14 protein-coding genes are annotated in these 14,106 nt (G+C 40.0%); 5 read left to right on the top strand and 9 right to left on the bottom strand.

The annotated features are described in order from the left end of the window. Nucleotides 1-29: 29 nt before the first annotated feature. The 5 genes from NSQ44_RS17540 to NSQ44_RS17520 all read right to left on the bottom strand — a co-directional run bounded on the left by NSQ44_RS17540 (nucleotide 30) and on the right by NSQ44_RS17520 (nucleotide 3,580). A complete protein-coding gene (locus NSQ44_RS17540) occupies nucleotides 30-536 on the bottom strand; it encodes a YwhD family protein (protein WP_340857838.1) in 507 nt (168 codons plus the stop codon). 15 nt (nucleotides 537-551) lie between these two features. Beyond that, a complete protein-coding gene (locus tag NSQ44_RS17535) occupies nucleotides 552-1,214 on the bottom strand; it encodes a site-2 protease family protein (protein WP_144597598.1) in 663 nt (220 codons plus the stop codon). 102 nt (nucleotides 1,215-1,316) lie between these two features. Continuing rightward, complete coding sequence (locus tag NSQ44_RS17530; RefSeq protein WP_063389056.1) at nucleotides 1,317-1,835, bottom strand: YwgA family protein; 519 nt, start codon at nucleotides 1,833-1,835, stop codon at nucleotides 1,317-1,319. Between the two features lie 17 nt (nucleotides 1,836-1,852). Then, nucleotides 1,853-3,178: an HD domain-containing protein gene (locus tag NSQ44_RS17525; protein ID WP_094244733.1), complete on the bottom strand. Its 1,326-nt coding sequence runs from the start codon at nucleotides 3,176-3,178 to the stop codon at nucleotides 1,853-1,855. 177 nt (nucleotides 3,179-3,355) lie between these two features. After that, nucleotides 3,356-3,580 carry a DUF1450 domain-containing protein gene (locus NSQ44_RS17520; RefSeq protein WP_094244732.1) on the bottom strand — a complete coding sequence of 75 codons (225 nt, stop codon included), beginning with the start codon at nucleotides 3,578-3,580 and terminating at the stop codon, nucleotides 3,356-3,358. 182 nt (nucleotides 3,581-3,762) lie between these two features. On the opposite strand from NSQ44_RS17520, the gene NSQ44_RS17515 reads away from it, so the two are divergent. Continuing rightward, nucleotides 3,763-4,440 (top strand): RsfA family transcriptional regulator, encoded by a 678-nt coding sequence (locus NSQ44_RS17515; RefSeq protein WP_066251351.1) that lies wholly within the window; start codon nucleotides 3,763-3,765, stop codon nucleotides 4,438-4,440. 230 nt (nucleotides 4,441-4,670) lie between these two features. Here NSQ44_RS17515 and NSQ44_RS17510 read toward each other — a convergent pair whose 3' ends face one another. The 3 genes from NSQ44_RS17510 to NSQ44_RS17500 form a co-directional block, all read right to left on the bottom strand. Continuing rightward, the gene (locus NSQ44_RS17510) at nucleotides 4,671-5,285 is read right to left on the bottom strand and encodes a PH domain-containing protein (protein WP_063389052.1); all 615 of its coding nucleotides are present in this window, start codon (nucleotides 5,283-5,285) and stop codon (nucleotides 4,671-4,673) included. A 19-nt stretch (nucleotides 5,286-5,304) separates the two neighbouring features. Beyond that, nucleotides 5,305-6,138 (bottom strand): lipoate--protein ligase family protein, encoded by an 834-nt coding sequence (locus tag NSQ44_RS17505; RefSeq protein ID WP_094244729.1) that lies wholly within the window; start codon nucleotides 6,136-6,138, stop codon nucleotides 5,305-5,307. Nucleotides 6,139-6,422: 284 nt separating this feature from the next. Continuing rightward, on the bottom strand, nucleotides 6,423-8,483 hold the full coding sequence (locus NSQ44_RS17500) for a transglycosylase domain-containing protein (protein WP_063389050.1): 2,061 nt from the start codon (nucleotides 8,481-8,483) through the stop codon (nucleotides 6,423-6,425). 197 nt (nucleotides 8,484-8,680) lie between these two features. On the opposite strand from NSQ44_RS17500, the gene speE reads away from it, so the two are divergent. From speE to argS, 4 genes are all read left to right on the top strand, one after another. Next, nucleotides 8,681-9,511 carry a polyamine aminopropyltransferase gene (gene speE / locus NSQ44_RS17495; protein WP_082829608.1) on the top strand — a complete coding sequence of 277 codons (831 nt, stop codon included), beginning with the start codon at nucleotides 8,681-8,683 and terminating at the stop codon, nucleotides 9,509-9,511. Between the two features lie 192 nt (nucleotides 9,512-9,703). Beyond that, a complete protein-coding gene (gene speB / locus NSQ44_RS17490) occupies nucleotides 9,704-10,585 on the top strand; it encodes an agmatinase (RefSeq protein ID WP_063389049.1) in 882 nt (293 codons plus the stop codon). 164 nt (nucleotides 10,586-10,749) lie between these two features. Then, complete coding sequence (locus tag NSQ44_RS17485) at nucleotides 10,750-11,175, top strand: DUF1934 domain-containing protein (protein ID WP_340857837.1); 426 nt, start codon at nucleotides 10,750-10,752, stop codon at nucleotides 11,173-11,175. Then, nucleotides 11,176-12,852 carry an arginine--tRNA ligase gene (argS, locus tag NSQ44_RS17480; protein ID WP_340857836.1) on the top strand — a complete coding sequence of 559 codons (1,677 nt, stop codon included), beginning with the start codon at nucleotides 11,176-11,178 and terminating at the stop codon, nucleotides 12,850-12,852. 518 nt (nucleotides 12,853-13,370) lie between these two features. Here argS and NSQ44_RS17475 read toward each other — a convergent pair. Continuing rightward, nucleotides 13,371-13,895 carry an RNA polymerase sigma factor gene (locus tag NSQ44_RS17475; protein WP_340857833.1) on the bottom strand — a complete coding sequence of 175 codons (525 nt, stop codon included), beginning with the start codon at nucleotides 13,893-13,895 and terminating at the stop codon, nucleotides 13,371-13,373. Nucleotides 13,896-14,106: the final 211 nt, after the last annotated feature.

Below are 14,106 nucleotides of genomic sequence, written 5' to 3'. Positions count from 1 at the left end.
TTTTGCTGAATCAACAGCACCTTCTGCTTCTAAACAGAAAGGCTTTGCTTTAATTCATCGCTTGAGCGCTCCCACATGCCTTCATCATGGTTTCGAAGAAAATCGGAAAGAACTTTTTTCGAGCTTTCATCCATGTGGTCGACAATGATGTTCCGTTTTAGCGATTTATCCATGCGGTTTACGTGTTCAGGCAATGATTTATAACCTCGTCTTGCCTCGCGATCAACAGTCATATAACAGGCAGTAACCCCGGCATAATATGGCCCATCTTCTTTTCTGTCAATTGTTACCCATACAAGCCAATACGGTTTTCCGTTCGGAACGTCTTCTTTCACATGAGTAAATTTAATGCCGCGTTCTACCTGGCTTCTTGCATGCATTGCGCCAATATCTACAAATGCCGTTTTTTCCTCGATGTCAATGAAGACAGGGGAAACATTTTCCAGGCTAAGGGTGCCTGCTCCAAAGCCGCGATGGCCGTCAGTTGGATCGTTTTTAATAATTTGGAACTCGACCTTTTTCTTTTTTTCTGTCATGTAAACATCCCTCCTTTAAAAGAACGGTTGTAAAACGAAATGAAAAAGAGTGATAACGGCTCGGCTTCCCCAATTAAATATCGGATGAATAATATATTGATCCAAAGGGGTGATAACAATAATTAAAAAAATAAGCACTCCGTAATTTTCATATTGAGTAAGCTTGGCGCGGATGTCCGGCGGGGCTAAATCTTCAATGATGCGATAACCGTCAAGCGGCGGAAACGGCAATAAATTAAAGATAAACAACATAATATTTAATGATATAAGAATATTAAAAAATTGTTCAACCATTCTGGCTCCATCATAAGATAAGCCAGCAAATAATCCAAACGAAAAGAAAAAGTTCAGCAGCAAAAAAGCGAGAAAGGCAATGAATAAATTGCTCAATGGACCAGCAACAGATACTAATACCCCGGATAAGCGGGGATTTTTAAAATAGAAACGATTCACCGGAACGGGTTTTGCCCAACCAAACCCTGCCAAAAATATTAAAAGAGTACCGATCGGATCTAAATGGGAGATCGGATTAAGGGTCAGCCTCCCTTGATTTTTCGCTGTCGGATCTCCGAACTTATAGGCAACAAATGCATGTGAAAATTCATGGATAGTGAAGCCGACGATCAAAGCAATAATGACAAACGGTATAACTTCTAAATCGTAATATAAAAACGGCAAAAATGCGCCCTCCTATTCTAACAATTTCCTTTGCTTACAGTATACTATAAAAAGGTTGAAATACATAAAAAGGATTTTCTTCATATTTTTTTAGGGGGAAATTCAGCTGATTTTTGCACTGAATTTGTGATCTTGCAATCGTTGAATAAATTGATAAGCTTCCTCCACTTCCTCATCCGTATAACGCTGCTTTTTTTTGAGCGTGAATACTTTTTCCTTCACTTCTTCCTTGTCCAAATGATCAAAATATAAAATGGTTGATACAAGTTCTAAAAAACGTGCTGATTGGGCGTTTAATTCATTTATGCAATTCTGCAATTCGGGCATGTCCAAATCGTAATGGCTTAAAAATTCCTGCCCCGACTTTGTAAGGGAATATTTGTATTGATAATAGCCGCCTTTTTTTTCTTTTACTTCATTGATAAAGCCCATGTTGCAAAGCTCTTCAATGCGAAGCGTCAGCTCTTCTGAATACGGCCCGTAAAAATGGAATTCGTATTTTTCATAAAAGGGATAATTAAGTTTTTTTGCTATAAATATAATTTTTTGCAGTTTTTTTCGTCCGATGATCTCTTTCGAAGCGGACAGCACTTTCATTAATTTTGCGTGTTCGGTTAACACACCCTTCATCTCCTCACCTACAGAATAAATCCATCTTTGTCAGTTAGCTGCAAAATTTCTAAAATTTGTTTTTTCAAGTTTCGTTTCTCCGAGAAATCTTTTAAAAAATCAAGAGGAAAATATAATTTATGATCCGTTCTCCGCTTTCCGGTAATGGCGTCCACAATTTCCGACTCTCTTGAAAGCTCCCGTATTTCCCCGTTTGGCATGAGCAAATGGATCGGCAGCCGTTCTTCTTCCTCGCCCGGTCGGTAAAAATCGTACGGAAGATCTGAAGACGAGTCGACAACAAGATAATATTCCGGATCAATGCCTGCTTTTTTGAACAAATTCGTTAGTTCAATCAGCTTCATCAATTGTTCATTGGACGGTTGAAACTCCACATATTTAAACAGGCGCCTGTTTATAAATCTGTTGCACAGATCGCTTAAAATCGGATCCTTTTCCTTTTGCCATTCTTGGAAATAATAAAGGATGATGGATTCGTCTAATTTTAAATAATCTTCGACTGTAACATCTCCTTTGAAAATCGAATAAAAATGGACTGGATCTGCTTGGAATGAATAATTATTTTCATACAGAGCTTTTGCTCGATGGAGAATTTTGGACAAAATGACTTCAGCGCTTCTCGTTACGGGATGAAAATATACTTGCCAGTACATTTGATATCGGCTCATAATATAATCTTCGACAGCATGCATGCCGCTGTATTTAATGACGACTTGATCCTCTCTCGGCCTCATCACGCGCAAAATGCGTTCCATGTCAAAATGGCCGTACTGAACGCCTGTGTAAAAAGCATCTCGTTGCAAATAATCCATTCGGTCGGCGTCAATTTGGCTGGAAATTAAGCTGATAACCTGCTTATTTTTGTATGTTTTCGCAATGACCTCTGCCACTTTTTTCGGGAATTCCGCCCCTGCCTTTGAGAGAACACGGTTTATTTCTGTATTTCCTAAAATAATGGCTTGGGTAAAATCTTCGTGATCCAGATGGAAGACCTTTTCAAACGAATGAGAAAAGGGACCGTGTCCGACATCGTGCAAAAGGGCAGCGCATAAACTTAGCAGCCTCTCATCTTCGTTCCATTCCGGTCTCCCGCGAAATACGTCATCAACAATTCGGCGGACGATCTCATAAACGCCTAATGAGTGGTTGAATCGGCTATGCTCCGCACCGTGAAAAGTTAAAAAAGTTGTCCCGAGCTGGCGGATGCGGCGCAGCCGTTGAAATTCTTTTGTCCCGATCAAATCCCAAATGATTTTATCGCGAACGTGGATGTAACGGTGAACCGGGTCTTTAAAAACTTTTTCTTCTGGCAGCTTTTCACTTGCATAGGTCATTTTCTTCCCTCTTCCGTTTTGACATGATTATATTATAACTTGTTTAAATTCAGGTGAACACCTCGTTTTTTAAAGTGCGATTCTAAACAGACACAAAGGAAAATCGGGTCCATGTCGTTCAACAACCTTAAATAAAAAACCGCCTCAGGAAGCATTCATTCCTTAAAAGGCGGTTTCTTATTTTTTAAGCTTTGCTTTCACTTTTTCTATTAACTCTTCTTCCGTTAACGCAGCGACCGGACGGTTGTTCACAAATACAAACGTTTTCTTTCTTCCGGGCCCGCAGTACGATTGGCAGCCGATTTCAATTTTGCAATCGGGATCCAAATTCTTTAATTTCGGAATAAGCGATTTTAAATTTGGCGCTTTACAATCGTCGCATACACGGAACTCATTTGCCATCCTTTTGAACAATCCTTTCTTCATGAATAAGCACTATCGGGTAGTATACCTTGTCTTTTTTTTGAAATCAAGTACAGCGCTTTTCTGTAAAAATCTACTATCCTTGTATATATTTTTAATCTTTTGGGAAAAATGATGCTAGAACAAATAGTATTATTCAAGAATAAGGGAGTTGAGAGTGAATGAAAACAAGACAGGATGCTTGGACAGAAGAAAACGATCTGCTATTAGCAGAAACCGTTTTGCGGCATGTCCGTGAAGGAAGCACGCAATTAAACGCTTTTGAAGAAGTTGGTGATAAGCTGAACCGCACGTCGGCCGCCTGTGGCTTCCGCTGGAACGCCGTTGTGCGCCATAAGTATGAAAAAGCTTTGCAGCTTGCAAAAAAACAGAGAAAGCAGAAAATGAGAGCGCTTGGGAAAGGCCAGACTGCAAAGAAGCGATTGCTTTATACGCCGCCTGAAGCGTCGCCTGGTGATTTTACTGAAGTAAATGCGGTGCAAAATTCAAAGAATTATAATCATCCAGAGCTTGCAGCCAATTCAAAAGTAGAGCTGACAATGGATAGCGTAATTGAATTTTTAAGAACTTACCAAGGGAACAGCGAACATATCGAGGCTTTGCAGCAAGAAAACGAGCGTTTGAAAAAAGAAAATGAAGAACTGATTAAGAAAAACGAAGAGTTGGAGAAGAAGGTTGCCAAGCTTGAGGAAGAATCGAAAACAGTTCAAGAAGACTATGAAACACTTATGAAGATTATGAACCGCGCTCGAAAGCTAGTTCTCTTTGAGGAAGAAGAACGTCCGACAACAACGTTTAAAATGGATCGAAACGGCAATCTGGAAAAAATGGCGGAATAGCGGAAGACGCTCCGCCTGCGTCTTTTAAAGGACAAAGAGCGGCAGCCTGATCTTATTCAATATTATTTTGAATAATAGCCATACAAAAAATAAAAAGGGATTGCGGCATTAGCCGCAACGTCCGAAAGTAGCAGGCATTCGCCGGCTACTTTCAAACAAACATACGAAATCAAGTAGAGAAACGGTTTGTTTTTCTCTGCTTGATTTATTTTTTAGCACTTATTTAGTGTTTATTGCTGGATAAAAAGGTCAAACACAAACCCGTAATCTTTTAAATTGTATTGCTTTTTCGCATTCATCAGCCAATTGAACGCAATATCGTTAATTTCTTTAAATTGCTCGGAAATATTGCTTTCATTAATGCGGTTGTTGGTGAATACAGAGGCGGCCATTTGCAGACTTTGTTTTGCATACTCCATATAATTGTCATGATCGTTTGAAATTTCTTCTATTTTAATCAACGCTTTATACAAATCTTTTAGCTCTTCTAAATGTTTTTTATGAACATCAATGGAAAAAGGCGTGTTTCCAATTTGGAATTTGATTTCTACATCTAAATCAATAGTCCCTGCCGTTTCAAGCACAACGTTTGAAACGCGGTGGGCATAGTAGTCATACCGCTTTAAAGTTCGTTTTTTGCTGACAGCGCTTGTGCCGTCAACGTGGATTAACGCTTTGTTTGTGAAACAATACTCGTCGGTTTTCGACTTAATGAGGAAGTAGATTTTTTCCCCATCCTCATGCATGACATAATCATCCGCGTCCACTTTATCATAATCCTCCGGCTTGATCACCGTGCCGATATCACTTAATCCTAAAACATCAGAAGCTACTTTTTTAAACATAACTTTCTCCCTTCCCGATTTACATATTAGGCAAAAATTTTTCATTCCGCTCTATCATTCTTATGAAATTTGCTTCATACAATTCCAGTTCAAAGTCGGTTAAATTGGAGGAATAAATGCGGCCGCTTAAATGTTGTAGGGCTGCAAAAAGGTCGTGCACCACATCCTGGACGGTTAACTTCACCTTTAATAATTCATGTAAAGACGCCATCGTGCTCGGATTTACGTTTGGGTACTTGAAATGTTCGGCTTCTCCTTTTGCCGCCTTGTCATAAAACTGTTTAATCACGTTTGCGCGCGCTGCTCCGCTTCCTGTGATGCATAAATAAATTTGAACCGCTACGCCTCTCTTAAGACGGCGCTGAGAAATGCCGGCAAATTTTTTGCCGTGAATGCTGAGGTCGTAGCTCCCGGGACAATATGAACCGACAATTTCTCCTGCTTCGACTTCTGCACCATACGGTTTCAAGATGAAACAGATTAAATCCTTCATTGCATCATAACCACGGTTAATGTCAATTCCTTTTTCCTTTTCCGGTAAAATGATCGATACGTTTAAAATCCCTTCATCCAAAACAACAGCCAACCCGCCGGAATTTCGAACGATGACTTTATATCCTTGTTTTTTTAAAAAATCTACTCCATCTTTTAAAAACGGGGCTCTTGTATCTTGAATGCCGAGAACAATCGTATCATGATGCACCCAAGTGCGGACTGTCGCAGGGGACATACCGCTCCCGACTGTCGTGCACAACGTATCATCGTAAGCGAATGATTGCTTGGCATCAAAAAAGAGTCCTAAGCTTGAATGATCGATGATTCTCCATTCCGGCTGTTTTAATAATTCGTTCATTGCTGTGATAATCCTTTCAGTCGTGTGTTTTTAAGCATGAAAAGGATAGTAGAAATCGGCTATTTCGTTTATGTTTCCTCAGATTTTTCGCTGAAGCTTTCGAAAAATATAAGAGCTGTAGCATACATGTAATCGGTCGATTTCTACAAGGACTGGCCTCTTGTTATGACATCTGAATATATATCGTCCTTTTTTATAGTATATCATAGGAGCTGCATCTTCTTTGAAAAATAAATAAGGGCTTGCGTCAAGACTATGCGCAAACCCTTATTTTGCCTATATGTCTAAAACCACGGCATAAGCCTTCTCCATAATGGTTCATCCTTTTTTTTCCGCCCGCTGTTTTTCGGCTCTTCCATATTGTCGAGGTGCTCCATGCAATATTTTGTTGGTTCCGTGCCTTTCACATAATACGCAAGGCGGGAGACGGGACATTCTTTCGTCGCTAAAAGCCCGTTTTCCGGATTGACATAAACGCCGACAACTCCTTCAGGCGGCTTAAATTGTTTTACAGGTTCATGTTTCAACGCTTCTTCCATAAAGCCGGCCCAAATTTTTTTCGAATAGGCTCGTTCCTCGACCATGTCAATCGTCTTTCCTTTGTCATAACCTGTCCATACACCTGCTACGAGCTGCGGGGCAAATCCGATCATCCAGCTGTCAGTCTTTGTCGTCCCGGATTTCCCAGCAAAAGGCCTTGATAGTTGATCGATAATGTTTTCCCCTGTAACAGTTGTATAACTGTTTAGCTTTCGATCAAACATGCCGGTCATTAAATGTGCGGTGATAAAGGCTGTTTGTTCATTTAGAATTTGTTCCTTTTCAACATTTGCCTCATATAAGACTTTTCCATTTTTATCAATGATTTTACGGACAAATATCGGTTTTATTTTTTGACCGCCGTTCGCTAAAATGCCGTAAGCGTTCATGAGATCGAGCGGCCTTACGGGAGAAGTTCCTAAAGCTAGCGACGGAACCATTTTAAAATTTTCTCCGATTCCAAAAAGCTTTCCCATTTTTATTAATTGATCCATACCGATAAACATATGGGTTTTAACAGCATAAATATTGTCGGACAAAGCAAGGGCTTCTATTAATGTAATTTCATCATTTGCGTAGTAGCCATTGTAGTTGCCCGGGGAATATGTGTTTGTTCCATTTTGAAAATGGAACGTTGTCGGCTCGCTTTTCAGCATTGTGGACGGCGTAAATCCATTTTCCAAGGCTGCATAATATAGAAACGGCTTAATCGTTGAACCAGGCTGACGTTTTGCCTGAGTCATGCGGTTAAAAGGGCTCTCTTTATAATTCCGTCCGCCGATTAGAGCTTTTACCTCGCCTGTTTTCGGATCGATTGCCGAGAAGGCAACTTGGATATCCGAGTCTTTCCTCATGACTTTTTCTACGGTCGATTCAGCAATTTTTTGCAGATTTGGATCAAGAGTAGTAAAAATTTTCAGACCGGCTGTTTCAATTAATTGGTGGTCCTGCAATATTTCTTTTACTTCTTTCATAACCTCATCTTGAAAATAGGGGGCAAACTTTTCTGTTTTGGTGTTTTCGTTCGTTTTGAACGTTAATTTTTCCTTTGCAGCCAGTTCACTTTCTTTTTTTGTAATTAACCCTTGTTTGACCATTGTCTGCAAAATCATCTCTTGTCTTTTTTTTGATAAATCATAGTTCACCATCGGTGAATAGGAGTACGGTCCTTTCGGAATGCCGGCAAGTAGAGCGGCTTCGGCGAGCGTCAAGTCCTTTGCCTTTTTGCCGAAGTAATAACGGGAGGCCGCCTCGACCCCGTAGGCTCCGTGTCCATAATATATTGTATTTAAATAGCCTTCTAAAATTTTTTCTTTCGAGTAGTTCATCTCGAGCCGAATGGTATAAAAAGCTTCTGTCATTTTCCGAGCCCACGTTTTTTCAAATCCAAGATATAAATTTCTTGCGTATTGCTGGGTGATTGTGCTGGCTCCCTGCACCTTTGCCATCGCTTTGAGATCGGCAACGGCAGCACCTGCTATTCGTTTAAAATCAAAACCGTGATGATCATAAAAATTTTTGTCCTCAATAGCGATTGTCGCATTGATTAAATAGGGTGAAATTTCATCAAGTTCCACCCAAAAACGGCGGCCGCCGTGATGCTCCTCACCGATTTTCGTTCCGTTGCTTGCGTACAATACAGTTGATTGCGGCACAACAATGGAAGGAGCGCCTTGTACTTTAGCCGCAATCAAAACAACCGCAATACAAATAGCTGCCGCAGCAAAAACAAAAAAATGAATAAAAAATAATGCCCGGATTGTTTTGATGGTAAGACGAATGCCTTTTGGCGTCATCGCTTCCATTTCCATCACCTCTTAAGCCCGTTCGTTTTGTTATTCAGTATGAGGTGATTCGCAAGTTTTTAAACTTCCACCTATGAAAAATGAAATTTATTCTTTGCAATTTTGATAGATTCCACTATACTTTTTTTGAGGTTTACGTGTTGTCTGTTCAAATTAGGGAAAGATATTGGAAAAACATATGAAAGGAAGATTAAATCTTGGGAGGACTTTGGTATACAGAAAAACAGACAGAACATTTCGGGATTACAATGAAAATTAAACGCACTTTACATACAGAACAGACCGAATTCCAAAAATTGGAGGTAGTGGAGACAGAAGAATTCGGCAACATGCTTTTCTTGGATGGAATGGTAATGACTTCGCAAAAAGACGAATTTGTCTATCATGAAATGATGGCCCATGTACCGTTGTTTACTCATCCGAAGCCAGAATATGTGCTAGTTGTCGGAGGAGGAGACGGAGGCGTTATCCGTGAAGTGCTGAAGCATCCAAGTGTAAAAAAAGTAACACTTGCAGAAATTGACGGCAAAGTGATCGAGTATTCAAAAAAATACTTGCCGGAAATTGCTGGAAAACTAGATGATCCACGCGTTGAAGTGAAAGTTGGCGACGGCTTTATGCACATTGCACAAAGCGAAAATCAATATGACTGCATTATGGTTGATTCAACCGAGCCTGTCGGTCCTGCGGTCAACCTCTTTACAAAAGGGTTTTATGCAGGAATATCCAAAGCTTTGAAGGAGGACGGCGTTTTTGTCGCGCAAACGGATAATCCTTGGTTTAAGGCAGATTTGATAAAAAATGTCTATCATGATGTGAAAGAGATTTTCCCGATTACAAGGCTATATACTGCAAACATCCCGACATATCCTAGCGGGCTGTGGACGTTCACGATCGGATCGAAGAAATATGATCCAATTGAGGTAAGTGACGATCGTTTCTTTGACTTGGATTCTAAATATTACACGAAAGAAATTCATAAAGCTGCATTCGCTTTACCGAAGTTTGTTTCCGAAATAATTAAATAGCCTTTAGGAAAACTGAACAAAAAGCGAATAGCATAATACAGTTTAGGGGCTGTCCAGAAAGGCAAATCCCCATTGAAAACAAAAAATCATAAACACCGATATATCAACGTTTCTAAAACATTCATGGGGGCGTCAATAAGCCGTAAAAATCACTTATTAGACACTCCCTTTTCAGACAGGAGGGTGATGTCCATGCGATTTGATGAAGCTTATTCAGGAAATGTTTTTATTAGAAGCCATCCAAGCTTTGAGGAAAGTGAAGCAGTCATTTATGGAATGCCGATGGATTGGACAGTCAGCTACCGGCCAGGCTCCCGTTTCGGTCCGGCCCGCATTCGGGAGGTTTCCATCGGGTTGGAAGAATACAGTCCTTATTTAGATCGTGAGCTTGGGGACGTAAAATATTTTGATGCAGGCGATATTCCTCTTCCGTTTGGAAATGCAAAGCGGAGCATTGAGTTGATTGAAGAGTTTGTGGACAAAATTTTAAAAGCGGATAAATTTCCTCTCGGAATTGGAGGAGAGCACCTTGTAACATGGCCTGTCATTAAAGCGATGCATAAAAAATATCCAAATTTAGCGGTCATTCATATCGATGCGCATACAGATTTGCGCGAGCATTATGAAGGCGAGCCTCTGTCTCATGCCACTCCGATCCGGAAAGCAAGCGATTTGATTGGCCCGGAAAATATTTTTTCATTCGGCATCCGATCTGGGATGAAGGAGGAGTTTGAATGGGCGAAAGAGGCTGGACTTTACATTGCCAAATTTGAAGTGCTCGAGCCGCTCAAAAAGATTCTTCCGAAACTTTCACAAAGACCTGTATATGTTACGATTGACATCGATGTGCTGGATCCTGCTCACGCGCCGGGAACCGGAACAGTCGATGCTGGCGGCATTACATCAAAAGAGCTGCTTGCTTCTATACATGAAATTGCCCGTTCTGATGTGAAAGTTGTCGGCGCTGATTTAGTTGAAGTCGCACCTGTATATGACCATTCAGAACAAACAGCGAATACAGCGAGCAAATTGATTCGCGAAATGTTATTAGGCTGGGTGGCAAAAAGAAAGTAAAGTCATTTTTCTGCCATAGTGCTTCTGCTATGGCTTTTTATTATTCAAAAGCTGAACAGCTTGGATCGAGCGTCAAGCGGCAGGCAGGCCAATATAAAGCTTTTAACAGCAAATGATTTCCACTAAAATATAGAATAAATCCCTAAAAAGGATGATATAAAGACATGCGCGTACCTGTTCAAATTTATGTTCAAAACAAGATTTTTCAAAATCAAACAGAAGAAGAACGGATTGAATTTTATACAACCGGGGAATTTTTCAAAAAGCAGCACACTTTTTATTTGGTTTATGATGAGATTCAAGATGATGAAACCGTTAAGACGTTAATCAAAATCAGCGAAAAGGAAACGACTCTCATACGTTCCGGAGGCATTCGCTTAAGACAGTGCTTCAAGCAGGGACAAAAAACGTATGCCAATTATGAAACACCGTACGGGACGCTGAAGCTCGCAGCAGAGACAAAATCGCTTATCTGGCATACAGATGAAGAAAAACATGGTACACTTAGCATAGAATATTTGCTCGAAATAAATGGAGATACCCCTCGTTTACACAGCTTAAGCATTCAATTTAAGAAGGAGGAGCATTGAATGAACATTGTAGATGAAGTAAAGAAGCAGCTGAAACAAGAAATAAAAAATGCGGTATTGAAAGCAAACATCGCAGAAGAGGAGCAAATTCCGGAAGTTATTTTAGAGGTGCCGAAAGAAAAAGCACACGGCGATTACTCAACAAACATGGCCATGCAGCTTGCTCGCATAGCTAAAAAAGCGCCTCGGGCGATTGCAGAGGAAATTGTTCAACATTTTGATCGAGCGAAAGCATCCATTGAAAAAATTGATATTGCTGGTCCGGGCTTTATTAATTTTTTCATGAATAATGAATATTTAACTAAGTTGATTCCAGCCATTATTCAAGCGGGTGACAAATACGGCGAATCAAATGTTGGGGAAGGTAAAAAAATCCAAGTGGAGTTCGTTTCTGCAAACCCGACGGGAGATCTTCACTTAGGGCATGCGCGCGGAGCAGCATTCGGCGACTCTCTTTGCAACATTTTAGAAAAAGCGGGGTATGATGTAACCCGGGAATATTATATTAATGACGCTGGAAATCAGATTCACAATTTAGCTCTGTCCGTAGAGGCAAGATATTTAGAAGCGCTTGGAAAAGAAGCGGAAATGCCTGAAGACGGGTACTATGGACAAGATATTATGGAAATCGGAAAAAAAATTGCTGATGAATATGGCGACAGTCTGCTTGAAAAAAGCGAAGAAGAACGGCTGCAATTTTTCCGTGACCTCGGTCTGAAATATGAGCTTGAGAAAATTAGAAAAGACCTCGAAGAATTTCGCGTTTCCTTCGATGTTTGGTATTCTGAGACATCCCTATACAAAAGTGGCAAAATTGATGAGGCGCTCGACATGCTTCGGAAAAACGGGCACATTTATGAACAAGACGGGGCAACATGGTTCCGCTCTACTGCATTTGGCGATGATAAAGATAGAGTGTTGATTAAGAAGGATGGGTCTTATACGTATTTAACACCAGATATTGCTTATCATAAAGATAAATTGGATCGCGGCTTTGATAAGCTGATAAACATTTGGGGCGCGGATCATCATGGCTATATACCGAGAATGAAAGCAGCCATTCAGGCGCTGGGGTATGATCAAAATATTCTTGAAGTGGAAATTATGCAAATGGTCAGCCTCTTTAAAAACGGCGAAAAAGTGAAAATGTCAAAACGTACTGGCAAGGCTGTCACGATGAGAGAATTGATCGAAGAAGTCGGCTTGGATGCCGTTCGTTACTTTTTTGCTATGAGAAGCGGCGACTCGCATATGGATTTTGACTTGGATTTGGCTGTATCGGAATCAAATGAAAATCCTGTCTATTACGCACAATACGCTCATGCGCGTGTATGCAGCATTCTCCGCCAAGGAAACGAGCAAGGCCTGTCTTACAACGCAAACGAAAGCGATCTTTTGAATGAAATTCAATCTGAGAAAGAAATAGAGCTGTTAAAAAAGCTTGGTGAATTCCCTGGCGTTGTCGCTGAAGCCGCAGAGAAAAGAATTCCGCATCGGATTACGAATTACATTTTTGAGCTGGCATCTGTGCTACACAGCTTCTACAATGCAGAAAAAGTGCTTGATGCAAGCAATGAAATGAAATCTAAGGCGCGGCTTGCTCTTATGAAAGCAACGCAAATCACGCTGAAAAATGCCCTTACCTTAATTGGCGTTTCCGCTCCTGAAAAAATGTAACGAATTTAGATGTGGGAAATGATTCGAGTAAAAGGGAAATAGGAACGCTTTCCGATTTTAACCTAATCGCATCTCTTTTTCTAGGATGTTAAAACGAAGAGAGCAGAAAAAGCCTTTTTTCAACAAGTTATTGTGTGAAAAAGGGCTTTTTGCTTTTTTGTTTGCATATATTTGAAGGAGACATGCTATTTATTTTCCGACAGCTGTGCTGTTTGTTGAGTTATAACCCCTTTTGTATTTTGTTTATGATAGGGAAGAGCTTATTCATTTTTTGCTGTATTAAACAGGATCCATCATACTGCTTTTTGAAATGAGGCTGAATCAGCTGAGACTATGGAAAAGCAGACAATGAAAAAAGCGAAAAACAAAAAACGCGATCCAAAAGTAAATTGCAGGCTCTATTGCTAGGTCAAGAGAGTTTTCCACAGCGATGTGAACGCTGTTTGAGTTGTTCAGCAAACGCCCGGCAGTCGTTGCAGAGATTATTGGTCGCTTAGTTATATTGAAAACTAACATCCTCATAAATCATTTTGAAAAACCCCGTTCTTTTGCAGAAATGTCATTAACTGTTTTCGGCCGCGGAAAATTTTTGTTTTCACCGTATTTTTAGGCAAATTCATCTGCTGGGCAATTTCTGTATAGGATAATCCCTGCTGCCGCAATAGAATAATCTTTTTTGTATTAGGATCCATTTCGTTTAATGCATTTTGCACATATTCAATCATTTGTTTGAATAAGGCCTCGGATTCGGGATTCCATTCTGAGCAGTTGTGAAAAATTGCTTCTTGCTGCAGATGGTTTAGCAAATGATTGTTTCGTTGAATTTTTCGAAGATGGTCGGTGGCTGTATTTTTTGAGACAGTCGTAATCCAAGCGCTGATATTGGTAGGCATATCATTCGTTTGAAAATATATATATATTTTAATACAAACTTCTTGGACGATATCATCAACAAGAGATTCGTTTTTCACAGTCCTTTTGACAGTTTTTTTTATTTGATGATGGTGTTGTTTAATGAGCCCGACAATGTCAGTCGTATCCATTTTTCCGGCACTCCTCTAGCAAAATGAACAAATAAATTTTGGAATTTGTTCAATATTTTAGAAATAAATAACTGTCATTATATACGAAACAAAGGAAAAATGGTTCCGATTTTCAACGATTTGGGGAATTGACTGAACGTTCATTCATTATATAATATAATTAAGAAGCGTCCGAAATTTCAGTCAAATACAACAGAGGGATTTTATGAAT

This window comes from Aeribacillus sp. FSL M8-0254, from assembly GCF_038008845.1.
Taxonomy (GTDB): domain Bacteria; phylum Bacillota; class Bacilli; order Bacillales; family Aeribacillaceae; genus Aeribacillus; species Aeribacillus composti.
This window is presented reverse-complemented; position numbering and strand designations above follow the sequence as displayed.